This window comes from Yoonia vestfoldensis, from assembly GCF_002158905.1.
GTDB lineage: Bacteria > Pseudomonadota > Alphaproteobacteria > Rhodobacterales > Rhodobacteraceae > Yoonia > Yoonia vestfoldensis_B.
The window spans coordinates 356,771-379,635 of the sequence record NZ_CP021431.1; the positions used below are offsets into that span (position 1 = coordinate 356,771).

25 protein-coding genes are annotated in these 22,865 nt (G+C 61.8%); 14 read left to right on the forward strand and 11 right to left on the reverse strand.

Annotated features, from left to right (window positions below; translation table 11 throughout):
- Positions 1-143: 143 nt before the first annotated feature.
- From urtA to urtE, 5 genes are all read left to right on the forward strand, one after another.
- Positions 144-1,424 carry an urea ABC transporter substrate-binding protein gene (urtA, locus tag LOKVESSMR4R_RS01790; RefSeq protein WP_087206039.1) on the forward strand — a complete coding sequence of 427 codons (1,281 nt, stop codon included), beginning with the start codon at positions 144-146 and terminating at the stop codon, positions 1,422-1,424.
- Positions 1,425-1,491: 67 nt separating this feature from the next.
- Positions 1,492-3,450, forward strand: a complete 1,959-nt coding sequence (gene urtB / locus LOKVESSMR4R_RS01795; RefSeq protein ID WP_087206040.1) for an urea ABC transporter permease subunit UrtB — start codon at positions 1,492-1,494, stop codon at positions 3,448-3,450.
- Positions 3,451-3,460: 10 nt separating this feature from the next.
- Positions 3,461-4,648: an urea ABC transporter permease subunit UrtC gene (urtC, locus tag LOKVESSMR4R_RS01800; protein ID WP_087212394.1), complete on the forward strand. Its 1,188-nt coding sequence runs from the start codon at positions 3,461-3,463 to the stop codon at positions 4,646-4,648.
- Positions 4,642-5,382 carry an urea ABC transporter ATP-binding protein UrtD gene (gene urtD / locus LOKVESSMR4R_RS01805; protein ID WP_087212391.1) on the forward strand — a complete coding sequence of 247 codons (741 nt, stop codon included), beginning with the start codon at positions 4,642-4,644 and terminating at the stop codon, positions 5,380-5,382. The genes urtC and urtD overlap by 7 nt, the downstream gene beginning before the upstream one ends.
- 3 nt (positions 5,383-5,385) lie before the next feature.
- Positions 5,386-6,081 carry an urea ABC transporter ATP-binding subunit UrtE gene (gene urtE, locus LOKVESSMR4R_RS01810; protein WP_087206041.1) on the forward strand — a complete coding sequence of 232 codons (696 nt, stop codon included), beginning with the start codon at positions 5,386-5,388 and terminating at the stop codon, positions 6,079-6,081.
- On the opposite strand, the gene LOKVESSMR4R_RS01815 is transcribed toward urtE, so the two are convergent.
- The 5 genes from LOKVESSMR4R_RS01815 to LOKVESSMR4R_RS01835 all read right to left on the reverse strand — a co-directional run bounded on the left by LOKVESSMR4R_RS01815 (position 6,074) and on the right by LOKVESSMR4R_RS01835 (position 11,629).
- A complete protein-coding gene (locus LOKVESSMR4R_RS01815; RefSeq protein ID WP_087212399.1) occupies positions 6,074-7,093 on the reverse strand; it encodes an oligopeptide/dipeptide ABC transporter ATP-binding protein in 1,020 nt (339 codons plus the stop codon). The genes urtE and LOKVESSMR4R_RS01815 overlap by 8 nt on opposite strands.
- Positions 7,093-8,061 carry an oligopeptide/dipeptide ABC transporter ATP-binding protein gene (locus tag LOKVESSMR4R_RS01820; protein WP_087206042.1) on the reverse strand — a complete coding sequence of 323 codons (969 nt, stop codon included), beginning with the start codon at positions 8,059-8,061 and terminating at the stop codon, positions 7,093-7,095. Before LOKVESSMR4R_RS01820 ends, LOKVESSMR4R_RS01815 begins: the two co-directional genes overlap by 1 nt.
- Before the next feature lies 1 nt (position 8,062).
- Complete coding sequence (locus LOKVESSMR4R_RS01825; RefSeq protein ID WP_087206043.1) at positions 8,063-8,989, reverse strand: ABC transporter permease subunit; 927 nt, start codon at positions 8,987-8,989, stop codon at positions 8,063-8,065.
- 10 nt (positions 8,990-8,999) lie between these two features.
- Positions 9,000-9,923 (reverse strand): oligopeptide ABC transporter permease OppB, encoded by a 924-nt coding sequence (gene oppB / locus LOKVESSMR4R_RS01830; RefSeq protein ID WP_087206044.1) that lies wholly within the window; start codon positions 9,921-9,923, stop codon positions 9,000-9,002.
- A gap of 74 nt (positions 9,924-9,997) precedes the next feature.
- Entirely contained in the window at positions 9,998-11,629 is a 1,632-nt protein-coding gene (locus LOKVESSMR4R_RS01835) for a peptide ABC transporter substrate-binding protein (protein WP_087206045.1), read from the reverse strand.
- Positions 11,630-12,089: 460 nt separating this feature from the next.
- Between LOKVESSMR4R_RS01835 and LOKVESSMR4R_RS19990 the strand changes: the two genes are divergently transcribed.
- A complete protein-coding gene (locus LOKVESSMR4R_RS19990; protein ID WP_157898099.1) occupies positions 12,090-12,260 on the forward strand; it encodes a hypothetical protein in 171 nt (56 codons plus the stop codon).
- Here LOKVESSMR4R_RS19990 and LOKVESSMR4R_RS01840 read toward each other — a convergent pair.
- Positions 12,257-12,871, reverse strand: a complete 615-nt coding sequence (locus LOKVESSMR4R_RS01840; RefSeq protein WP_087206046.1) for a response regulator transcription factor — start codon at positions 12,869-12,871, stop codon at positions 12,257-12,259. The two genes, LOKVESSMR4R_RS19990 and LOKVESSMR4R_RS01840, sit on opposite strands and share 4 nt — an antisense overlap.
- 403 nt (positions 12,872-13,274) lie before the next feature.
- Between LOKVESSMR4R_RS01840 and LOKVESSMR4R_RS19995 the strand changes: the two genes are divergently transcribed.
- The 3 genes from LOKVESSMR4R_RS19995 to LOKVESSMR4R_RS01850 are packed head-to-tail and all read left to right on the forward strand — an operon-like array spanning position 13,275 to position 16,045.
- Positions 13,275-13,439 carry a hypothetical protein gene (locus LOKVESSMR4R_RS19995; RefSeq protein ID WP_157898100.1) on the forward strand — a complete coding sequence of 55 codons (165 nt, stop codon included), beginning with the start codon at positions 13,275-13,277 and terminating at the stop codon, positions 13,437-13,439.
- Between the two features lie 39 nt (positions 13,440-13,478).
- Positions 13,479-14,189: a hypothetical protein gene (locus LOKVESSMR4R_RS20000; RefSeq protein WP_157898101.1), complete on the forward strand. Its 711-nt coding sequence runs from the start codon at positions 13,479-13,481 to the stop codon at positions 14,187-14,189.
- Positions 14,129-16,045: a PAS domain-containing hybrid sensor histidine kinase/response regulator gene (locus LOKVESSMR4R_RS01850; protein WP_087206048.1), complete on the forward strand. Its 1,917-nt coding sequence runs from the start codon at positions 14,129-14,131 to the stop codon at positions 16,043-16,045. Before LOKVESSMR4R_RS20000 ends, LOKVESSMR4R_RS01850 begins: the two co-directional genes overlap by 61 nt.
- Positions 16,046-16,068: 23 nt before the next feature.
- Here the strand turns inward: LOKVESSMR4R_RS01850 and LOKVESSMR4R_RS01855 are convergent, their stop codons facing one another.
- Together LOKVESSMR4R_RS01855 and LOKVESSMR4R_RS20005 are read right to left on the reverse strand one after the other, a co-directional pair.
- On the reverse strand, positions 16,069-16,656 hold the full coding sequence (locus LOKVESSMR4R_RS01855) for a hypothetical protein (protein WP_087206049.1): 588 nt from the start codon (positions 16,654-16,656) through the stop codon (positions 16,069-16,071).
- A gap of 34 nt (positions 16,657-16,690) precedes the next feature.
- Positions 16,691-16,858 (reverse strand): hypothetical protein, encoded by a 168-nt coding sequence (locus LOKVESSMR4R_RS20005; protein WP_157898102.1) that lies wholly within the window; start codon positions 16,856-16,858, stop codon positions 16,691-16,693.
- A 72-nt stretch (positions 16,859-16,930) separates the two neighbouring features.
- Here LOKVESSMR4R_RS20005 and LOKVESSMR4R_RS01860 point away from each other — a divergent pair, with 72 nt between their 5' ends.
- The 5 genes from LOKVESSMR4R_RS01860 (at position 16,931) to LOKVESSMR4R_RS01875 (ending at position 19,815) form a co-directional block, all read left to right on the forward strand.
- On the forward strand, positions 16,931-17,128 hold the full coding sequence (locus tag LOKVESSMR4R_RS01860; protein WP_087206050.1) for a heavy-metal-associated domain-containing protein: 198 nt from the start codon (positions 16,931-16,933) through the stop codon (positions 17,126-17,128).
- Complete coding sequence (locus tag LOKVESSMR4R_RS01865; protein ID WP_087206051.1) at positions 17,125-17,502, forward strand: hypothetical protein; 378 nt, start codon at positions 17,125-17,127, stop codon at positions 17,500-17,502. The genes LOKVESSMR4R_RS01860 and LOKVESSMR4R_RS01865 overlap by 4 nt, the downstream gene beginning before the upstream one ends.
- A gap of 35 nt (positions 17,503-17,537) precedes the next feature.
- Positions 17,538-17,795 carry a hypothetical protein gene (locus LOKVESSMR4R_RS20545; RefSeq protein ID WP_237331878.1) on the forward strand — a complete coding sequence of 86 codons (258 nt, stop codon included), beginning with the start codon at positions 17,538-17,540 and terminating at the stop codon, positions 17,793-17,795.
- A gap of 3 nt (positions 17,796-17,798) precedes the next feature.
- Complete coding sequence (locus LOKVESSMR4R_RS20550) at positions 17,799-18,059, forward strand: DUF305 domain-containing protein (RefSeq protein ID WP_335673972.1); 261 nt, start codon at positions 17,799-17,801, stop codon at positions 18,057-18,059.
- Between the two features lie 157 nt (positions 18,060-18,216).
- Positions 18,217-19,815, forward strand: a complete 1,599-nt coding sequence (locus tag LOKVESSMR4R_RS01875) for a hypothetical protein (protein ID WP_087206052.1) — start codon at positions 18,217-18,219, stop codon at positions 19,813-19,815.
- A 31-nt stretch (positions 19,816-19,846) separates the two neighbouring features.
- Here the strand turns inward: LOKVESSMR4R_RS01875 and LOKVESSMR4R_RS01880 are convergent, their stop codons facing one another.
- The 3 genes from LOKVESSMR4R_RS01880 to LOKVESSMR4R_RS01890 are packed head-to-tail and all read right to left on the reverse strand — an operon-like array spanning position 19,847 to position 22,768.
- Positions 19,847-20,569 (reverse strand): aspartate/glutamate racemase family protein, encoded by a 723-nt coding sequence (locus LOKVESSMR4R_RS01880; protein WP_087206053.1) that lies wholly within the window; start codon positions 20,567-20,569, stop codon positions 19,847-19,849.
- Positions 20,566-21,732: a M24 family metallopeptidase gene (locus LOKVESSMR4R_RS01885; RefSeq protein WP_087206054.1), complete on the reverse strand. Its 1,167-nt coding sequence runs from the start codon at positions 21,730-21,732 to the stop codon at positions 20,566-20,568. Before LOKVESSMR4R_RS01885 ends, LOKVESSMR4R_RS01880 begins: the two co-directional genes overlap by 4 nt.
- Positions 21,725-22,768, reverse strand: a complete 1,044-nt coding sequence (locus LOKVESSMR4R_RS01890) for a pyridoxal-phosphate dependent enzyme (RefSeq protein WP_087206055.1) — start codon at positions 22,766-22,768, stop codon at positions 21,725-21,727. The genes LOKVESSMR4R_RS01885 and LOKVESSMR4R_RS01890 overlap by 8 nt, the downstream gene beginning before the upstream one ends.
- Positions 22,769-22,865: the final 97 nt, after the last annotated feature.

Genomic DNA, 22,865 nt, shown 5'->3' on the forward strand with positions numbered 1-22,865 from the left:
TGCATGTCCGGCATCACGATCCTCCCAGACTCGGCGCCGGACATGCGCAACATCACTGCTGCTGACCGAGGATATGGTTTGAACAGACCATTTAGCAACCGCCTCATCCTGCGGACCAGAGCACAACCGCTGGAGCCTTCTTCATGATTAAAAAAACTTTATTATCGGCAGTGGCTGTCACTGCCCTGACCACTGCGGCCAATGCACAGGCCGCATGCCCGATCAAGGTGGGCGTCTTGCACTCGCTTTCGGGCAGCATGGCCATTTCCGAAACCACCCTGCGCGATGTGATGCAGATGCTGGTCGCCGAACAAAACGCCAAGGGTGGTGTGCTGGGCTGCGAACTGGAAGCCGTGGTCGTGGACCCGGCCTCCGACTGGCCCTTGTTCGCCGAACTGACCCGCCAGCTGCTGACCGTGGACGAAGTTGACGTGATCTTCGGCGCATGGACATCGGTCAGCCGCAAGGCGCTGTTGCCGGTGCTCGAAGAATTGAACGGCCTGTTCTTCTATCCGGTGCAATATGAAGGGCAGGAAAGCTCGCGCAACGTGTTCTATACGGGGGCCGCGCCAAACCAGCAGGCCATTCCGGCGGTTGATTATTTCATCGACGAATTGGGCGTGGAAAGCTTTGCGCTGCTGGGCACCGATTATGTCTATCCGCGCACCACGAATGCCATTCTGGAATCCTATCTGCTGTCCAAGGGCATCGCGCCCGAAGATATCTTCGTCAACTACACCCCCTTTGGTCATGCTGACTGGTCGACCATCGTGTCGGATGTCGTGGCCTTGGGGGCCGGTGGCAAACAGGTCGGCGTGATTTCCACGATCAACGGCGATGCCAATGTGGGCTTTTACACCGAACTGGCCGCTCAAGGCGTCAGCGCCGATGATATCCCCGTCGTCGCGTTTTCGGTCGGCGAAGAGGAATTGTCGGGTCTCGACACTTCGCGTCTGGTCGGCCATCTGGCGGCGTGGAACTATTTCATGTCCGCCGATACGCCCGAAAACGAGGCCTTCATTTCCGCATGGCATGACTTCATCGGCAGCACCGATCGCGTGACCAATGACCCGATGGAAGCGCATTACATCGGCTTTAACATGTGGGTGAACGCGGTCGAAGCGGCGGGCACCACCGATGTTGATGCCGTGCGCGCGGCGATGTGGGGGCAGGAATTCCCCAATCTGACCGGCGGTATGGCGGTGATGAACGCCAACCACCACCTGTCCAAACCCGTGCTGATCGGTGAAATCCGCGCCGACGGCCAATTCGACATCATCAGCCAGACACCTGAGGTCGCGGGCGAGGCTTGGTCGCCTTTCCTGACCGAAAGCGCGACCTGGACCAGCGATTGGCAGACCCTGGAATGCGGCATGTATGACACCGCGACCAGCACCTGCGTGCAGCTGACCTCGAACTACTAAAGCTGTGTTGGGGGCGCGACCTGCGCGCGCCCCCGATCCGATGACCCGTAACCGAAAGTGCCCCATCATGTTGCGACGCCTTTGCGCCCTTGCCCTGCTGTGGCCATTGCTGATTGGTCCGGCGCTGGCGCAGGATGCCGCCGAAACGCCTTTGCAGGATGTGCTGCAAAATGTGCAGGAAGATGTCGCCAATCCGTCGCGGTCTACCGTGCCGGATGTGTTGCGCGCCCTGCTTGCCGCAGATGCGCCGGGCACGGTTGATTTTCTACGCCTCTGGTCCGACCGCGCGGTGTATGAACGCCCCGGTGACGGGCTGTTCTTTTATGCCACGCCCGCTGGTGGCGATCTGACCCTGATCGACATCGACAGCGGCGCAGAGCTGGCGATTGTCGGCACCCGCGAGGTCAACCAGATCCGCCCCAATGCCGGTGTGCGCCGTGAAATCGGCGCGGCTTTGGTCGCCTTCGAGCTGATGCATCCCGACCCTGCCCGCCGGATCGCGGCCCTTGATGCCGCCGCCCGCAGCCCCGACGCCGATCAGATCGCCGCCATTCGCGCCGCCCGCGCGACCGAGGATGACGCCGCCATCGCCGCCCGTATGGACCGGCTGATCGCCCTGCTGGTCGCGCGGTTTGACCCTGACAGCGCTGCGCGGATCGCCGCGATTGACGCTTTGCGCGGCGATGTCAGCACGCCCGCCCGGTCTGTCCTGAACCAATTGCTGCAAAGCCGCGCCGATGTCGCCCCCAGCCTGCCTGCGGATGTGAACGTCGCCTTGGTCAAGACACCGGGGCAGGACATCACCCTTGCCGCCGCCTATGATGCGCTGGTCGCCGCGGGCCTTGCCCCTGCCGCACCGGGGCGCAATGCGATCCGCGACGCGCTGCGCGTTAATGTGGTCGATGGGGCGGTGGGCGGCGTGCCTGTCCACCAGCTTGACACCGATGCCAACCGGATCATCGCCTATCAGGCGCTGCAGGATGCAGGCACCGTGCCGCCTTTGGTGACGCAGGCCGATATGCAGGCTGCCGTCGCGCAATATGTCTTTTTCGACGCCTATCTGGAACCCGATCCCGCCGTGACCAGTGCCGCCGCCACAGCACAGGCGGCCACCACGACCAAAGTCGCGCTGTTCCAATTCCTCAGCCTGGGTTTTGACGCGCTGTCGCTGGCCTCGATCTTCTTTCTGGCGGCCATCGGGCTGGCGATCACCTTTGGCGTGATGCGGGTCATCAATATGGCGCATGGCGAATTCATCATGATGGGGGCCTATACTGGCTATGTCGTCCAGACGGTCATTCCCAATTACACCACCTCGCTTGTCGTCGCGCTGCCACTGGCTTTTGCGGTGACTTTTCTGGCGGGTGTGGTGATGGAAAGGCTGGTGATCCGGCATCTCTACACCCGCCCGCTGGAAACGCTGCTGGCGACCTTCGGGATATCCATCGCCTTGCAGCAACTGGCGAAAAACATCTTTGGCACGCAGGCCCGCCCGTTGACCGCCCCCGATTGGCTGGCCGGCGCGATACAGATCAACGATCTGGTCTCGGTCGCCGCTGTGCGGGTCGCCATTGTCGTGATGGCGGCGCTGTTTTTGCTGCTTTTGCTTTATATCCTGAACCGCACCCGTCTGGGGCTAGAGGTCCGCGCCGTCACCCAGAACCCCGGCATGGCGGCCAGCATGGGGATCAACCCCGACCGGATCAACATGCTGACCTTTGGTCTGGGGTCGGGCATCGCCGGTGTGGCGGGTGTCGCCATCGGGCTGGTCGCGCAGGTCACATCCGAGATGGGGGCGAATTATATCGTGCAAAGCTTCATGACCGTGGTTGTCGGCGGTGTCGGGTCTGTGTTCGGCACGCTGGCGGGGGCCGCGCTGATCGGGTCGCTGCAAAAGGGCATCGAATGGTTCAACCCCGCCAATACGCTGGCCGCCCAGACCTATATGGTGCTGTTCATCATCCTGTTCATCCAGTTCCGGCCCAAGGGCATCGTCGCCCTCAAAGGCCGCGCGGCAGGGGATTGATCCGATGACGATGGACAGCACCGCCACCCCGCCCAACCGCAGCTTTCTGCGCGATAACCCTTCGGTCCCGTGGTTCATGGGGCTGCTTGGTCTGTTCACCCTGATCGTGACCCTTCTGTCCGAGGGCATGGGGGCGGGCGTGATTTCAACCAATCTTGTGAAGATCCTTGGCATGACCCTTTGCCTCTGCCTGATCGCCATCGCGATGGATGTGGTCTGGGGCTATTGCGGCATCCTCAGCCTTGGGCATTTCGCCTTTTTCGGGCTGGGCGGCTACGCCATCGGGATGTGGCTGATGTATGCGCGCACCGAGATCGTGATCCGCGACAACCTGGCCCAAGGGGCGATCCCCGCGACCGAAACCGAAGTGGCCGAGGCTGTCGCGGCCCAGATTTTCGGCGTTGTCGGCAGTTCTGATCTGCCGCTGATCTGGACCTTTGCCGGATCGCTGCCCGCACAGCTGGCGCTGGTCGTTCTGGTGCCGGGTCTGCTGGCGCTGGTCTTTGGCTGGCTGGCGTTCCGCAGCCGGGTGACAGGCGTCTATCTGTCGATCCTGACACAGGCGATGACATTGGCGCTGTCGCTCTATCTGTTTCAGAACGACACCGGATTGCGTGGCAATAATGGGCTGTCCGGTTTGCAGAATATCCCCGGCGCGCTGGATGTGCCGCAGGCGGTGATATCCGTCTGGTTCTTCTGGGCATCGGCACTGGCGCTGGGGCTTGGCTATCTGCTGTTCGCTTGGGTCGTGTCGGGCAAGTTCGGCTCTGTCATCCGCGCGATCCGCGATAACGAGGCGCGGGTGCGGTTTCTGGGCTATCATGTCGAAAGCTACAAGCTTTTCGTTTTCACCATCACCGCCGTCGTCGCGGGCATTGCAGGCGCGCTTTATTATCCGCAGGCGGGCATCATCAACCCCGCCGAGATTGCGCCCATCGCCTCGATCTATCTGGCGGTCTGGGTCGCGATTGGCGGGCGCGGGCGGCTTTATGGCGCGGTGATCGGGGCGGCTTTCGTGTCGCTGCTGTCCAGCTGGCTGACCGGCGGTGGCGCGCCGAATGTCGATCTGGGGCTGTTTCGCATCGTCTGGACCGATTGGTGGCTGGTGCTGCTGGGGCTTGGGTTTGTCGCCGTCACGCTGTTCTTTCCCAAGGGCATCGGCGGATTGTTCGATTATCTGGTAAGGAAAAAATCATGACCCTGCTGGAAGTCTCGGGCGTTTCGGTCACTTTCGACGGGTTCCGCGCGATCAACAATCTGTCCATTGCGATAGGAGAGCCGGAATTGCGCGCCGTGATCGGCCCCAATGGCGCGGGCAAGACCACGTTCATGGATATTGTCACCGGCAAGACGCGCCCCGATGAAGGCCGCGTGCTGTGGGGCGAGCTGTCCACCGATCTGGTCAAACTGTCCGAAAGCCAGATCGCCAAGGCCGGCATCGGGCGCAAGTTCCAGAAACCCACCGTGTTCGAGGATCAGACCGTGCGCGCCAACCTGTCGATGGCGCTGAAAAACAAACGCGGCCCCTTTGCGGTGCTGGCGTGGAAGGCAGGTGCCGCCGATAATGCCCGGATCGTCGATCTGGCCGCAGAGGTCGGGCTGGCCGACCGCCTTGACCACCGCGCGGGTGACCTGAGCCATGGACAGAAACAATGGCTGGAAATCGGGATGCTGCTGGCCCAAGACCCGCGTCTATTGCTGGTCGATGAACCCGCCGCTGGCATGACCCCTGCGGAACGCGAACATACCACGGATCTGTTGAAACGTGCCGCCCAGACGCGGGCGGTGGTGGTGATTGAACATGACATGGACTTCATCCGCCGCTTGGATTGCCGCGTGACCGTGCTGCACGAAGGGTCCGTGCTGGCCGAAGGGTCACTCGATCATGTGACCCAGAACCAGCAGGTGATCGATGTTTATCTGGGGCGCTGAACCATGCTGAAAGTTGAAAACCTGACATTGCATTATGGCGCATCGCAGATCCTTTGGGGCGTGTCGCTGGATGCGCCGGCGGGGGCGGTCACGGCGGTGATGGGCACCAATGGCGTGGGTAAGACCAGCCTTTTGCGCGCCATCGCGGGGCGGCATCCCTATTCGGGCGGTACCATCACGCTGGACGGGCAGATGCTGCACCACCCCCGCGCGGCACAGGCCGCTCAGGCGGGCATCGCCTATGTGCCGCAGGGGCGCGAGGTATTTCCGCTGCTGAGTGTGACCGAAAACTTGCAAACCGGTTTCGCGTGTCTGCCGCGTAGCGAGCACAAGATCCCCGACCGGATCTATGAGCTGTTTCCGGTGCTGTTCGACATGCGCGACCGGCGCGGTGGCGATCTGTCGGGCGGGCAGCAACAGCAGCTGGCCATCGCGCGCGCGCTGATCGCGCGGCCCAAGGTGCTGTTGCTGGATGAACCGACCGAAGGTATCCAGCCCAATATCATCAAGCAGATCGGCAAGGTGATCGCGCTTTTGCGCGACGAGGGCGAGATCGCCATCGTGCTGGTCGAGCAATATTTCGATTTCGCCTATAGCCTCGCCGACCAGTTCTGCGTGCTGAACCGGGGCGAGGTCGTGCTGTCGCAACCCGCCAGCGCCGTGACGCGGGATGCGATCTTGCAACAGGTGTCTATCTGACGTCTGCGCCCGTGACGGCCAGCATATCCTGCTTTTCCTCGAAATGGCAGGCAACCAGATGGCCGTTCTCGGCATCAATCATCGGCGGGCGGATCTCGGCGCAGAGGGCCTGCGCCTTGGGACAGCGCGTGCGGAACACACAGCCCGAGGGCGGGCGCAGCGGAGAGGGCAATTCGCCTTCCAGCACAGGCCGTTTGCGCGCGCGTTCCAGCACCGGATCGGGGATCGGCACCGATGCGATCAGCGCCTGACTATAGGGATGGCGCGGCCCGGTGGTCAGCGGTTTGCTGGCGGCCATTTCCATCATCCGGCCCAGATACATGACCATCACCTTGTCGGACACATGTTTCACCACGCTCAGGTCATGCGCGATAAAGATCATCGACAGCCCCATATCCCGCTGCAATTCGCGCAGCAGGTTCACCACCTGCGCCTGCACCGACACATCGAGCGCGGAGACAGGTTCATCGCAGATCAGCAATTTGGGTTTCAGGATCAGCGCACGCGCGATCCCGATGCGCTGGCATTGGCCGCCGGAAAACTCATGCAGATAGCGGTTCACCAGATTGGGCAGCAGACCCACACGCTCCATCAGCGCCTGCACCCGTTTGCGGACCTCGGCGCGGGGGACTTTTGGTTCATGCGTGATCAGCGGTTCGGCGATGATATCGCCCACGGTCATGCGCGGGTTCAGGGCCGCCAGCGGGTCCTGAAAGATCATCTGCACATCTTTGCGATGCACGCGGCGTGCCGATGCGGACATCGCCGCCAGATCGTGGCCTTCGAACAGGATCTTGCCCTGGCTTGATGGCACGGTGCCGACGATGGCGCGCGCCAGGGTGGATTTGCCCGACCCGCTTTCGCCGACAACGCCAAGGCATTCACCCGGCGCCAGATCAAGGCTGATCCCGTTCACGGCATGCAGTTTTTGCGGCTTGGTCCAGGGCCAGGCGCCTTGGGAATGGATGTCAAAGGTGACGCTTAGGTCCTGCACGGAAAGGATCGGTGCCATCATGCGACCTCGTCTTTTGGCAGGTGGCAGGCGCGGCGGCGATTGCCGTCGAAACCGTCCAAGCGGGGTTTGTCGGTGGGGCAATGCGGCATCACGGCGGCACAGCGCGGCGAGAACGGGCAACCCGCAGGCAGGCGCGACATATCGGGCGGTTCACCCGCGATGGTCAGCAAGGCGTCATCATCGCGGTCAAGGCGCGGCACGGCGCGCAGCAACCCCGCCGTATAGGGATGCGAGGGGCGTGCGAAGACATCATCGGTCGGCCCTTCTTCCATGATCTGCCCACCATAAAGCACCAGTGTGCGGTCGCAGGCATCGGCCACGATCCCCAGATCATGGGTGATCAGGATGATCGCCGTGCCGAAATCGCGGCGGATATCGGCCAGCACCCGCATGATCTGGGCCTGCACCGTGACGTCCAGCGCGGTTGTCGGTTCATCCGCGATCAACAGGCGCGGTTCGCAGAGCAGCGCCATGGCGATCATGATCCGCTGGCGCATGCCGCCGGAAAATTCATGCGGAAAACTGCTGATCCGCGCTTTGGCATCGGGGATGCCGACCGCATCCAGCATCCGCACGGATTGCGTGATGGCGTCGCCTTTGCTGATCCCTTTGTGCAGGGTCAGCACTTCGGCCATCTGGTCGGAAATGCGGATATAGGGGTTCAGCGATGTCATCGGATCCTGAAAGATCATCGCGACATCATTGGCGCGGATCTTGTTCAGCGCCTTTTGCGGCATCGCCAGCAGGTCCTGCCCGTCGAACAAGGCCTGCCCAGAGGCGCGGCCATTGCGCGCAAGCAGGCCCATGATGGCAAAGGCGGTCTGGCTTTTGCCCGACCCGCTTTCGCCGACGATGGCCAATGTCTCGCCTTTGTCGATGCTGAAATTCACGCCATTCACCGCGTTTACGGGGCCATCGGCCGTCTGGAAGGTGACGGTCAGGTCTTTGGTCTGCAGGAGGGTCATGTCAGCGGTCCTTGGGGTCGAGCGCGTCACGCAGCCCGTCGCCCACGAAGAAGAACGCAAAAAGCGTCACGATGAAGAAAAACAGCGGAAAGGCCAGTTGCCAGATGACGCCATATTGCATCTGGCCCGCGCCCGCCGAAATCAGCGCGCCCAGCGATGTGGCGGGTTCCTGCACGCCCAGCCCCAGAAAGCTGATGAAGCTTTCGGTGATGATCATGGTCGGCACCAAAAGCGTGGCATAGACAATGACCAGCCCCAGCAGGTTCGGCACGATATGGCGCAGGATGATGGTCATCGGGCGCACGCCGATGGCAATGGCGGCCTCGACGAATTCCTTGTTTTTCAGGGTCAGGGTCTGGCCCCGCGCGATCCGCGACATATCCAGCCATGAAATCAGCCCGATCCCGATGAACAGCATCAGGATCGACCGACCAAAGATCACCAGCATCAGGATCAGCACGAACATGAAGGGGATCGCCATCAGGATATCGACGATCCGCATCATGATCCCGTCGGTGCGGCCGCCAAAATAGCCCGCGATGGCCCCGTAAAGCGTGCCGACAATCACCGCGATGGCGGCACCGACAAACCCGACCAGCAGCGAAATCCGCGTGCCCTGCACCGTGCGCGCATAAAGATCGCGGCCCAGTTCATCGACGCCGAAATAATGGCCGTTCGACAGGCTTGGCCCGCCGGCCTGCGCGACATTGCCCATCATCGCCCAGTCGATTTCCTCGGCGCTCCACCTTGCCAGAAGCCCGCCGAAAAACGCAAACAGCGTGATCAGGATCAGCGCGACCAATCCGGCCACTGCCGCCTTGTTGCGCATGAACCGCTGGCGCGCGTCTTTCCACAGCGACCGGCCTTGCACCTCGGCCAAATGGACGGCATCGACCAAACCAGCGCCGGTTGTCTTGTCGGGATACATTGGGCGCCCCTCAATACCGGATCTTGGGGTCGATCCATGCGTAAAGCACGTCGACCAGAAGGTTGAAAACAATGGTCAGCACGCCCACCAGAATGGTGATCCCCATGATGACCGCATAATCGCGGCTAAAGGCCGAATTGACGAAAAACTGCCCGATGCCACCGGTCGAGAAATAGACGTCGATCACGACCGATCCCGTGATCATCAGCACGAATGCAGGCCCCAGATAGGACAAGACCGGCAGCATCGCGGGTTTGAGCGCATGGCCCAGAATGATCCGCCATGTTGGCAGACCCTTGGCACGCGCCGTGCGGATGAAACCGGCGTTCAGCACTTCGAGCATGGATGATCGCGTGATCCGCGCAATCGACGCCATGTAACTGGTGGACAGCGCGATCACCGGCAGGATCAGATATTGCCATTGGCCGCCTTGCCAGCCACCGCCAGGCAACCAGCCCAGCCACAGCGTAAAGACCAGCACCAGAATAGGCGCCATGACGAAATTGGGCAGCACCTGCGCGCCGACCGAAATGCCCACGGCAAGGTAATCCAGCCATGTGTTGTGTTTGATCGCGGCAACCACGCCCAGCGACACACCGACGATCACCGCGACGACGAAGGACCAGAACCCATAGGTCAGCGTGACCGGAAAGCCTTGCATGATGACATCTGTCACCGTCCGGTCGCGGTATTGAAACGAGGGGCCGAAATCAAACCGCGTGACCACGTTCACGACGTAATCATACATCTGTTTCCAATAGGGCTGGTCCAGCCCGTAACGCGCCTCCAGATTGGCCAGCACCTGCGGCGGCAAAGGGCGTTCGCTGTTGAACGGCCCGCCGGGGGCTGCAAACATCAGCATGAACGACAAGATCACGAGGATCAGAATTGTCGGCACGGCAATCGCAAGCCGTTTCAGCACGAAATTGAACATGGCTGTCCCTGTGGTCGAAAAGAGAATACCTGCGCCCCGGTCGCAGGGCGCAGGTCTGATACCGCAAGATCGGCTTATTCGCTCGCGACGAAATAAAGCTCGCGGCTGTACCAATTCTGTTCGACGTTATCGACGGGCCAGCCCTTCAGCGTCGGGTTGAACATGTAGCCATCGGCATAATGATAGATCGGGATGATCGGCACTTCTTCGGCGATGATCTGTTCGACGCGGGTATAATTCGGCTGTGGGTCTTCGGCGGTCTTGGCCGCGGCCATCAGTTGATCGACCTCGGCGTTGGAATATTTCGCATCGTTATAGCCCGAATTGGTGGTGACCAGATCAAGGAAGGTCGAGGCTTCGTTATAATCGCCACACCATGCGCCGCGCGCCATTTCAAAGTTCTGGTTGCCGCGGGTCTGCAAGAATGTCTGCCATTCCTGATTGGCCAGCGTCGTCTGGATGCCCAGCGTCTGCTGCCACATCTGGCCAAGCGCCACGGCGATGTTCCGATGCGCCTCGTCCGTGTTGTAAAGCAATTCGATGCTGAGCGGCTCACCACCGATGCCGTAACCGGCCTCTGTGATCAGCGTGACGGCCATTGCGTTGCGGTCTTCCTGCGTCATGGCGGCAATCGGCAGATCGGGCAAGGTGAAATCAGCTGTGCGCACGGGGGTAAAGTTATAGGCCGCCGTCTGGCCCGCACCCAGCACGTTATTCACGATCACATCGCGGTTCACGGCCAGGTTCATTGCCTGACGGACGCGGACATCTTGAAACGCCTCTGGCCCACCTTCGGACAGGTTGAAGTTATAGTAATAGGAACACAGGCGCGGAATGCTGATCGCCTGATCGGGGTATTCGGCGGACAGACGCTGGAACTGGCCGGGGGGCACCTCGGTCCGGTCAAGCTCGCCGGCCAGATAGCGGGTCAGGCTCTGATTGACATCATTGATGACCAAGGCGGTCACTTCGTCGATGATCGTGTTTTCATTGTCCCAATACATCTCGTTGCGCACACGGACCAGACGTTCCTGCGGGACATGTTCTTGCAGGATATAGGCCCCGTTCGACACGATGTTTTCCGGGCGGGTCCAGGCATCGCCATGCGCCTCGATGGTGGCGGGATGGACGGGGAAGGTGGTGGAATGCGTTGTCATCTGCGCAAAATAGGGCAGGGGCTGGGACAGGGTGACGACAAAGGTGCTGTCATCGGGGGCGGTGACGCCCAGATCGTCCTTGTCCATCTCGCCCGCGATGATGGCCGCGGCGTTTTCGATCGACATCAATTCCATGAACCAGGCATATTCCGATGCGAGTGCGGGATCGACAGCCCGTTTCCACGCATAGACGAAATCGCTGGCCAGCACCGGGTCGCCATTGGACCAGCGGGCATTGTCACGCAGGGTGAATGTATAGGTCAGCCCGTCATCCGAGACCTCGAATCCTGTGGCGACACCGGGGATCAGCTCGCCTTGGGCATTCTGGTTCATCAGGCCTTCGAAGAGGTCGCGCACGACCTCGGCACCGGTCACATCCTCGACCACCTGCGGATCGACGGAGGAATGTTCGTCCAGCACGCGGTAGGTAAAGCTTTGCACCTCGGCCAGCGTTTCGCCGGTTTCGGGATGCGTCGCCTGCGCATTGGCGGCGATGGCCGATAGCAGGACAATGGCGCTGCTGGCCTTGAGTAGCGTTGTAAGTGTCACGAGAATCTCCCTGTTGCCTTTGTTGGAAAGGGCTGCTGTTGGAAAGGGCTGGTGGCGCCTGCCGCAGATTGGTTGTGCCCCGCTTTTGACGGCTGGCCGCGCAACCCTTAGATGTAAAAATTGGATTGACAAGCCCGCATTGCGGGTGTCGCCACGGCATTCCCCGCCAACAAAGTGACCGATGCCTGCAAATGCTCCGACGCTGCCTTGTTAACGGGCAAGATAAATATGCACATGCACCAAGTTTCCTTTTTTCAGAGGTTGTGGCCTGTTGCTGTGCAACATGCAGCGGCGGGCAATGTTCCGCGGATCACGCCGAATATGCGCGGCCCGTCCATCGCGGCGCTGGCCCGTGGCACCTGTCCGGCAGGTGCGCATGGGTCTGCGGCGTCAAAAAACTGACAGAGAGGGGCCATTGCGTGGTGACACGCGCGCCCTTTGGCAAATGAATGACGGATGAATGAAACAGCCCGTCACCCCGCGCCTGTCCAAGCTGCAAGAGGGCGGGATCAGCCTGTTCGCACCAATTGATGCGCTGAATTCATTTCAAAAGGCCAGCGGGCGGCGGCAGGGCGAGGGCGTTTCATGGCCCAGCTTTTGTCGCAAACCGCCTGGCCGCGATCACGCTTAGTGATCGACAATCCCCATATCGCGGCCGATCATGGCCGCATGGGCGCGGTTGCGCGCATCAAGCTTGCGGCAGATCGTGCGCATATGCATCTTGATCCGGGCTTCGTTCATATCAAGGTTATTGGCGATATGCTTGTTGGTCATGCCCGATGCCGCCATCTGCAACACCGCCAGTTCGCTTTCGCTTAACAGGGATTGGCCGCGGGCATCGCCGGGGGCGACGCGGTTTTCGGCGGGGATGAACATCTGGCCCGATTGGATCAGCCGCAGCACGCTGCCCAATGATTGCAGCGGCAGGGTCTTTGGCACCAGACCGCGCACGCCGACCTCGATCGCGCGGGTGACGGTATGGGTGTCGGCATTGGCCGAGAACAGCACGACATTCGCGTCACCAGCGGCCTCGACCACCTTTTTGATGCTGTTGATCCCGTCCATGCCGGGCATGCGCAGGTCCAGCATGACAATGGCATAGGGCGGTTCCGACACGATTTTTTCCAGCGTCGAGGACAGGCTGTCGGAAACTTCGACCTCGAATCCCTCGCTCATCGAAAGAGACAACGAGACAGATTCCGCGATCAATCGGTGGTCGTCAGCGACAAGTATGCGGGTCATGATTGCTGACCTGCGAGAAAACGTATTTGTATCACTAAACGTGCCTCCCTTGATATTTCCACACAGCCGATGCGTGCGTCGAAAGATATTTCTAACCCTATAAAGTGATTTTTCTAAGTCGCGTCTCGCGTTGCCCCGTGTAAAGTTCTTAAACTACCAGAAGGAAAAGTAACACAATAACTTAAGATAACTTTGTATCGAAAGTTATCTTTCTATTGCTTTTGGCCACTGTTACCGCTTTGTTGGGGGGAGTACTCGTGCCGGGGCAAACCTTTCATCGATCATGTGGCGTTTTTGCCACGTTGGCTGTAACCCCGGCAGCGGTCACTGCATGGTATGGTGATATTCCCGCAGTTTTTAAAGGCAAGATCTGTGCCAATCTGCCCTGCACCGGCCTGCGGGCATGCGTGATTTCATGGCGCGGCCGCTTGGTTCGCGGGGCCGCGATCACGGCAGGGCCGGTGGCGTGTTTTGTGTGCGTGGCAAAATAATGGAAATGGTGGATTATCCGCGTGATCGCACCATTTGGTATCTGACCGGTAAATTTTTAGCGTTAAGAATTTCGTAACAAACTCAGGCCGAGGGTCTTTCGGACTGAAAGGGTGTCATGGCGTCCGCTACATCCAATATCTTTGCGCCCGTGAAATCACGTCGTTCTGTCGTCGTGTCGCTTGTTCTTTTGCTGCTGTTATCGACCGGGGCGATGCTTTTGAATGCGGCGTCATTGCATGACCGCCTAAAAGTGATGCGCAGCGCGGCTGTCGAAGGCGGCGCATGGCATCTGGCCGATCTTGACGCGGCCTATCGCGCGCTGGTGATGGCGGCCGATGATCTGTCTGCGCGCCCTTCCGATCCTCTGGCCGACCAAGAAAGCGCCGTGGCCCGGTTGCAGGCTGCGTCCGACCGGTTTTCCCAACATGCTGCGACGGCGCGGCTCATCTTGCCTGACCCTGCCGCCGCATCCGGTCTTGGCGAAAGGCTGATGGCGCTTGATGCGGCGCGCAGCGCGGTTGCGGATCATGTCGCTGCGATCACGCCTGCGGATAGGGCCAGGCTGCCGGCATTGCTGGCGCGCCTAGAGGCGGCAGCGCCGATCATCCGCGATATCACCGCGGCCAGTGCGGCGCAGGCCGCCCGCGCGCGCGATGCGGAACGATCGATGCTGCGCGCAATCTGGGTCCAGACCATCATGGCATCCGCGGCCCTGCTGGGGGGGGCGGTCTGGCCCTGTGGCTGTGGTATGGGGCGGCAAGGCGGATGCCGCATCTGCCCGGCCTTGCGGGCCAGGTGTTTGATGCGTCTTCAGAGGCGATCCTGATCGCCGACGCCGATGGCCGGATCATGCTGACAAATCCGGCAGCGCCCCGCCTCTTCGGGCGGCCGGGTGACGGGCTGACCGGCCTTCACATCGCGGCGCTGATCGCGCTGGATGCAGGTGATGGGCCTGATCTGGCCGCCTTGCCGCCGCAGATGATCGGCGCGGGGGCGCTGCGTGTCACGGCGCGCCGGCCGAACGGGCCGTCTTTTCCGGCTGAAATCTCGGTGACGGCGCAGCCCGGCCCTGATGGCCGCCCGATCCTGATCGCCTTCATCCGCGACGTGACCGGCGTTGCCGCAGCCGAGGACCAGCTGCGCACCGACCGCGAGACCGCCGAGCGCAACGCCGAGGCCAAATCGACCTGTCTGTCGATGATGAGCCATGACATGCGCACCCCCTTGCAAGGGATGATTGCCGCGCTTGACCTGTTGGACCGGGCCGGGATGGACCAGACCGAACGCAATCTGGTGCAGACCGCGCGCGATTGCAGCCTGCGCGCCCTGCAACAGATCAATGACGTGCTCGAGACGACACGGCTGAACTGGCAGCGCCAAGAGGCCCCTTTTGACCCCAAGGCCATCGTCTCTGATATCTTGTATGAATTGACCCCGCTGGCCGCGGCGCAGAATAACCAGCTTAACCTGCGTCTTGATCTCGGCGACCGGCCGCTGCCGTCATTTACCGGCGAGCCTGCCGCCTTTGCCCGTGCGATTTACAACCTTGTGGGCAATGCCGTCAAATTCACGACAAACGGGCGCGTCACGGTCGCGCTGACCTTCCGCGAGACCGCCACCGGAAAGTTCCGGCTTGACGTGGCGGTTGTAGACACAGGTGTCGGAATCGCGTTAGACAAGCAAGATCGTATGTTTAAAGAGTTCAAAATGTTAAATGGTGATCGTGCGCATCAGCGCGAGGGTGCCGGGCTTGGCTTGATTATTGCCAGCGCGGCTGTCCGGCAGATGAATGGCGCCTTGGGCCTCAAAAGCAGGCCGGGCGAAGGCAGCACCTTCAGTTTCAGCATCGATCTGGCCACGGCGGCGATGTCTGGCGCGGCGCCGGCCGCATCCACACCGACCGCAGATGACCCGCGTGATCAACCGCCTGTCAGGTGCGCGAATATCCTAGTCGTTGACGATAATGCCATCAATCTTGGGCTGCTTGCGGCGGTGGTCCGCAAGCTTGGCCATAGCGCTGATGAAGCAACCGATGGCAGCATGGCTGTCGGTCTTGCCGCCATGCGCGCCTATGATGTCATCTTGATGGATGTCAGTATGCCGGTCATGGATGGCTATACCGCGTCTCGCATCATCCGCGCGGGTGGCCCGTCCAGCGCGGCAATGATCGTCGCGGTCACTGCCTATTCCGACATCGAAGACAGCGAGGATGTGCGCGCCGCAGGCATTGACGCCGTCTTGACCAAACCGGCGACACAGGCCGAGATTGCGGCGGTTCTGGATGGGTATTTCCAGCAGAAAACCGCACCCGCTGGCCTGCCTGCCGCGCCATCTCTGGCTGCTGATCCTGCCGGGACAGAGGTGCAGCGCGCCCTTGTCTCCTTGTCGGAAACGCTTGGGGGGGACAATGCGATCAGGTTGATCAAGGCCGGGCTGACAGAGGTCGCCGATCTGCTGAACATGCTGGACGCCGATCCCGATGTGGATGATCAGGTCGCGGCCGCGATCCACCGCGTCGTCGGATCAACCGCCGTTCTGGGGCTATCGGAATTGTCGCAGGCGCTCTCTGCGGCAGAGCAGGCCGCCCATCAGCGCGACCGCCAACAGCTGTTGGCCCTGCGCACAACAATCAAGACCAACAGGGACCGGATATCCGGGGCCTTGGCCGCCTATATCGCCTGATAAATCGCTGTGAATGCCGGGTCTTAGCGGTAAGTGCCGCCCCGGCTTTTGTTGTTCAAAATCCCGCTTTCGATGGCCAGCGCAAGCGACACATCCGTGCAGGGCAGGCGCAAGGATGCATCCGCGATCGCACGTCTTTGCAGCGAGAAATTGTTTTTTGCGAATGTCCGGCTACAGATGATCACCGGCACATCCGGCAAGGCCAGCTTGACCGCGAGCAATTGTTCCACGGCGTCATGCATATCCGCGATCAGGTCGATGTTCAGGACCAAGGCCACATTTTCATCGGGATTATCCATCGCGGTTGCGACCGCCGCATCAATGCTGGCAAAGCTTGTGACCGATTTCGCCGTCAGCGCCACATGGCTGACCTTGGCGGATAACGTCCCGCCGCTCTGATCGACGATATAGATCGCGCTGTCATCAATCAGATCGGGCGCGATCAGATCAAAGCTTGCATGCGTCGCGTCAGAGGACGGATCATCAAGCCGCGTTTGATTGCAGGTTGCGACCTCGCCATCCACCCAGCGCAGGATATCATGCATGACACCGCGCAGACCGCTGGGCCTGTTCAGCTTTGCGTCCAAAGAGTTGATGTTGATAAACGACATGGTCAGATCGGCTCTATCCGTTCATCATCCGCTTTCATTCCGCTGAAAGACACGTTATTTTTACCATCTTACCATCGGATACATCATCAATCCGGAAGTATGGTTTTGCTATCTTTCGACATGTATCGCGCCAAAGATCATCTGATTTGCGGTCTGGACCCGTGCCCAGCGTGGCTTTGCGCAGGCCGCCGCTCATCGCCATGATGGCCCTTGACCTTCCATCTGCTGGAACGCCCATGTTGCTGGGAATGATATCAACCGCCTTGGAGGACAGATGCAGTTCCAGATCGACAATATGGGATGCGGCGGCTGCGCCAGATCCATCACCACGACCATTCAGGCGCATGACCCCGCAGCACAGGTCATGATCGACCTGCCGGCCAAGCGCGTCACGGTGACAACGCAGGCCGATGTCACGGCGATAGAACAGGCGCTGTTGCAGGCCGGTTTCCCACCACAGCGCATCGCATGACCCGCATCGCCCCACCCCACGTGATATTGCGGGTGGCGATGCTGCCGGTCTTGTTGCTGGTCGCGCTATGCGTTTGGCTGCCCGCCGAGGCTGCCGCATCACCCCGCCATGACCGGGCTTTGCATCTGTCCCATGCGCTGCACCATGATGCTGCTGGCGCAGATAGCCAGCAGGGGCCGTCCGTCGTCGCCGATTGCCCGGGGGCTGCGTTTTTCTGCGCGATGATGGGCCTGTGCCATCCGGCCCTGTCGCCTTTCGTTTTTGTCATGCCAGAGCGGTCGGATCGCACCGATCCCGCCGCGCTGGCCGTTGCAGGCAGTTCTGGCCGTGATCCTGCAATCATCACCCCGCCACCCCGGCCTGTGTTCATTTGACCATCCCTGACATTCCGAAACCGAGGAGAAAACAAATGAACACTTTCAAAACACTGCTGGCGAGCGTCATCGCGGCAACCACATGCGCATCTGTGGCATTCGCGCAGGACGCAGCTTTCCAGCTGCCCCAAGAATGCACGACCGTCGCTGCGCCGGGTGCTATGGGTCATGGTGCTATGGACCACGGCGCAATGGACCACGGCGCAATGGGTCACGGGGCAATGGACCACGGGGCCATGGGACATGGCGCGCCATCCGCTGGCATGATGGGCATGGGCGATGCCGGTCTGTAATCCATGCCCGAACATGTGCAGGACAACATGCGCCGCATGATGATCAGCATGCCCGCCATGCGGGATGGCATGATGCATGAAAACGCCGATGTGGCCTTTGCCTGCGCGATGATCGCCCATCACCAAGGGGCCATCGATATGGCACAGGTCTTGATCGCCCATGGCGAAGATCCGCAGATGCTGGCCCTTGCTGATGCGATTATCGCCGCACAGCTGGTCGAGATGGACGAGATGCGCGATTGGCTGGCTGAAAACGCCAAGTGACGCATCGCGCACCGCGCGGCCCCAAACCGCGCGGTGTTGCCCCGACTGCCACGGGATGCCAAGGGGCGCGCAAGGCCGGATGCCCGCATTGGCTGCGCGGCAAAAGTAAAGGATCACCGCTGAAAGCCGTTACTGTCACAAAGGAGGCAGCTTTCACTTGGTTGACATCAAAGCCCATTCCTTGGCCGATGGCGCGCTTTCGGAACGGCGCATGCCGACGGGTCCGTCCGTGCCGGTGCTTTGCGCGGTCGCTGCGGCGGACCGTAATTCCGCGCTGACAGAGCGGTCGGTTGCCAGCGTGCAAACGGCGATCTCGGTCAAGGCGCAGATCATGCAGGCTTTCAGCGGCCTGAGGGCCTCGCTTGAAACGTTGGCCAAGGCGGGGCAGTCGCCGTCCGGCACCGCGGCTGCCGCGCCCAGCCAGACGGCGCTGTCGGCAGGCGATGGCGCGCGGCCGCAAGGCACGGCGCAGATCATTGTCGCCAGATTTGCCCCCCATGTCCGGGCGGATACCCTTTTGCAGCCGCCAACGGGCCCCGTCAAACTGTCCACCGCCCTGTCGGACCATCTGTTGACGATGGGACCGGGCAAACAGACGCTGACATCTGTGGTCCAGAGCCTGAACAGCATCCCCGGTCTAAAGGCCTGGCTTTTGCCGACACAACAGGGCCTTGCATTGGTCGTGAAAAGCCTTCCGGGCACGGCAAATGCGCTGCAACCGGCATCACTCCGGACCCTGTGGGGGCTGTTGCAGGCCTTGTCGCCGCAGGATCAGCCGCTGGTGGTTGCGATGGACGACATCCCCGCCACGGATCGCAGCCCGGCGACCCTGCAGACCCAATTGCCCGGCAAAGAGACGGTTGCCGCCTTGCAAGTCAAGGTCGCGGCCTTGATCCGTGAAATGAACGCGATCATCACCTTTCTGGCGAGCTTCGCCAAACGCGGGGCCAGCAACGGCACCCCGATCAGCGCGCAAGACCGGATATTCGCGCAAGCTCTGCTTGACCGGCTGCGCAAGATCGCGACCCGCCCGGTCTATGGTTTTGCGTCAGATCCTGTCTTGCCCGCCGATGTCGGGGTCGATCTTGGCGCGGATGGGTTGCTGGTTTTCAACAAGGCCTGTTTCAACAGCTTTGCCAGCCATCGCCAGGACCTGCTGGCCGCGATGATCGGCCCGGATGGCGGTCGCGATGATAGGGTCCCATCCCTGACACCCGCAGATCTGCTGGACAAGGGCGTCTATCGGTTGATCTATGACCCGACGCAAAGACCTGTCATCGCAACTTTGGGCGGGGCTGCGCTGCCATTCTGCCATGATCCGCAGGGGCGGCCGGTTCTGACCCTTGGCGCGCCGGATCAGGCGCTTGGCATCGTGCTGGCCAAGGATGCGCCGATGGCAACAGACCTTGTCTACCGGCTCAGCCTGTTTGATCAGCTGGCCGGTATCGCGGGCGCTGCGCAGGACGGCAGCCGCGCCTCTGCCCCCAGCGATCACGCCGCATCCGAAAACCTGATCCTGGCTGTTCTGGCGCAAGCCGCCGATACATCCGATATCACCGCGCCGGCCGTGCAAGACACATTGCCCCCGCAGCTGGCCGAGCTGTTGTTCTACCTGCTGTGGATCGGTCTGTTTGTGCCCCGGGTGGATCGTGACCGGCGCAAGAGGCCGCATCGCAGCCGGGGCCCCATGCCCGATGGCGCATCGCTGCCCATGTTCTGGCAGCCGCTGCCGCAGCCGCAGCCCGATGATCCCTAAACCGCCGAACGCGCGATCACAGATGCGGATATCACGCACCAGCCGCCGGTGACGGCGCGGGCAACCCGCAAAGTGCGGCCATATGCCAGGCAAGGCATTGGTTGGAACTCAGCACGGGCAGCCCCAATTCCTGCGTCAGCGGATCAAGAATATCGCGCGTGCGCAGATTGGTGCAGGACAAAAAAAGCCCGTCCAGCGGCGTCTGCCGCGCCAGCGCGCGGGCGGCATCGGCGATGGATGCGGGGGCGATGCGGGCGACCTTGGCCTCGACATCTTCGCCGAATGACAAGGTTGCAGGCACGGCGATGCCCTTTGCTTCAAAGGCGGCACGGATCGGCGCGGCAACCGATGCGATATAGGGCGAGACAATCCCGATCCGGCCCAGCCCCAGGGCATGGCATTGCGCCAGCGCCGCTGTCAGCGGGTCGGTGACATGGCGGCTTTGCGTTGCGGGGCTGATCAGATCGCGCACCCTTTGCGCCCCGATCAACGTCGTGCCAGAGGTGCAGGCATAGCCGACGACATCCAGCCCGCTTGGCAACAGGCTGGCCGCCGCCGGCAGCGCGGTTTCCATCTGGGCAATGCTGTCGGGTGTCAGCTCTGCGCCCGAGGGAATCCGGCTGATATGCAGCTTGGTGCTTTGCGGGGGAAAAAGGTGGCGGAAATCCTGCTCGATGGTTTCATCGACCTGCAACACGATCAGCCCAAGGCGCGGCAGGCTGTCATCCTCCAGCAGATAGGGAAAGGCGGTCATGCCGCGATCTCTGGCAGGTCAAAAGCGGCGCGGGGGGATAATATTTCCGCGCCCTCTGCATGCAGCAGGATGTTTTCCTCATGCACCATGATCCGCCCTTCGGCTGTCACGCAGCCCGGTTCCAGTGTCAGCACCATGCCTGCGCGCAAAATGGTGTGATCCAGCGGCGTGAATGATGGCCATTCGGTCAGCGTGACCCCAAGACCATGGCCCAATCTGCCGCCCGAGGGTGTCGCGCCATGGCGGCGCAGGCTGTCACAAAGCAGCCCATGCACATCACTGGCCCGCAAGCCCGGGCGCAGTGCGGCCAGCGTGTCCTCGGTCGCCTGCCACAGCGCGGCATGGTTGCGTTTTGCGATATCCGAAGCCGGGCCAATGGCAAAATTGCGGTCGAAATCGCAGAAATAGCCGTCTTTCACCGCGCCCGTGTCCAGCATCAAGACATCACCGCGCCGCAGCGGCGCTGGCCCTGCGGGCGAGATGACATCGCCATAGCCATCCGGCCCAGCGCCGCCTGCGACATAGCTGACCCATTCCGCGCCCTCGGTCAAAAGCGCGATCTGGAAGTCGCGGAAAACAGCTGAAAGCGGGCGGCCCTCGGCCACGAAATCGGGCACGCGGGCGAAGGCGCGGCCTGCAATGGCACAGATCTCGCGGATCTTGGTGACCTCGGCTGCGGATTTGACCTCGCGCACGCGCTGGACACAGGCGGTCGCATCGACAAGCTGACGTGGCGCAAGTGCTGCGCCCAGCCGCGCATAATCTGCCAGCGGCATGCGCAGATGCGTCTCTTGTCCCATGGGCAGGCCGATCCGGCCCTTTGCGGGGACATGTTCGGCCAGAACCCCGGCCAAGAGGCTGACCCCGTCATCATGCGGGTCGGGCGCATCCCAACTGCGGATATCCTGCAACCATGTCCGGCCCATCAGCTCTGCCCCGATCGCGGGGATCACCGCCACCGGATCACCGCTTGGCGGGACCACCACGAACCAGGGCCGCGCTGGGCTTTCCCAGAACCGGGTCAGAAAACCGGTGGTATAGAAAACATCTGCGGGCGTTGTCAGCAAAAGCGCGCCCAGCCCCTGTGCCGCCATCTCTGCTTGCAGCCTGGCCAGGCGGTCCCGGTATTCTTGTGCTGCAAAGATCATCGCGCGGTCAGCCATCCTCTGGCCCTTCGCTGAGGATGGCCATGACGCGGGCCGTGCGCGGCAGTTCCAGCCCCGCCAGCAAGGCCGCGATGCCCGCCGCGCCAGATGGGGTGGTGGGCAGATCATGTTGCGCCAAAAGATCAACCGCGCGCTGGGCCTCATCCTCGGACAGCGTCATAAAGCCATCCGCATCATGCGCCAGACCATGCAGCGCGATCATCGACGGGGTCTTGCAATCCAGCCGTCCCATGCAAGACACGGGGCCGGTGGTCGTCACCAGCGTGCCCGCGCGGATGCTGTCGATCAGGGCAGGGGCGGCTTGGGGTTCGACCACGATGATCTGCGGGCCATCGCCCCAGATATGGCGGGCATGGGCCGCGACCGCCGCCGCCAGCCCACCGACACCCGCTTGCAGCAGGATATGGGTCGGGGGCTGGTCGATCTGGGTTGCGGCCTCGGCGGCCAGTTGCAGATAGCCTTCCATCACGCGCAGCGGCAAAGCACTATAGCCCGGCCAAGAGCTGTCAGACAGCAGCGTCCAGCCATTGGCCTGTGCGGCCTGCGCCGCGGCCTGCATGCTGGCCTCGTAATCGGCGCCGTCACGGATCACCTCGGCACCTTTGGCCCGCAGACGGGCGGCAAAAGGCTCTGGCACGGCGCGGGCCAGATAGATCACCGCGCGCGCGCCAAAGATCTGCGCCCCCGCCGCCACCGACAGCCCGTGATTGCCTGCGCTGGCGGTGACATAGACCCGGCCTTGCAGCGCATGGCGCAGGTCGGGCGCCTGTGTCGCCGCCGCTTCGCGGGCAATCGCATAGGCCGCACCAAGCGCCTTGAAACTGCCCAGGCCCATGCGCCCACGTTCATCCTTCAGCCAGAGCTGGGCGATACCCAGCCGGGCGGCCAGTGCCGGTTCGTTGCGCAGCGGCGTCGGCATATGGGCCGGACAGCGCTGCAACAGCTGGGCGACATCGCTTGCATCGGCCAGCGGCAAAAGCGCCGTCGCCTCGGGCGGCTGCCCGCGCCAGTGATTTTTCGCATATTGGCCCATGCGCGCCCCCTATCCTGCGGCCAGATTAATGCCGATCACAGCCGCGCGGGCATAAATCTTGCGCCGGTTTGCCCCTGTTTTCCGACAGATCAGCGCC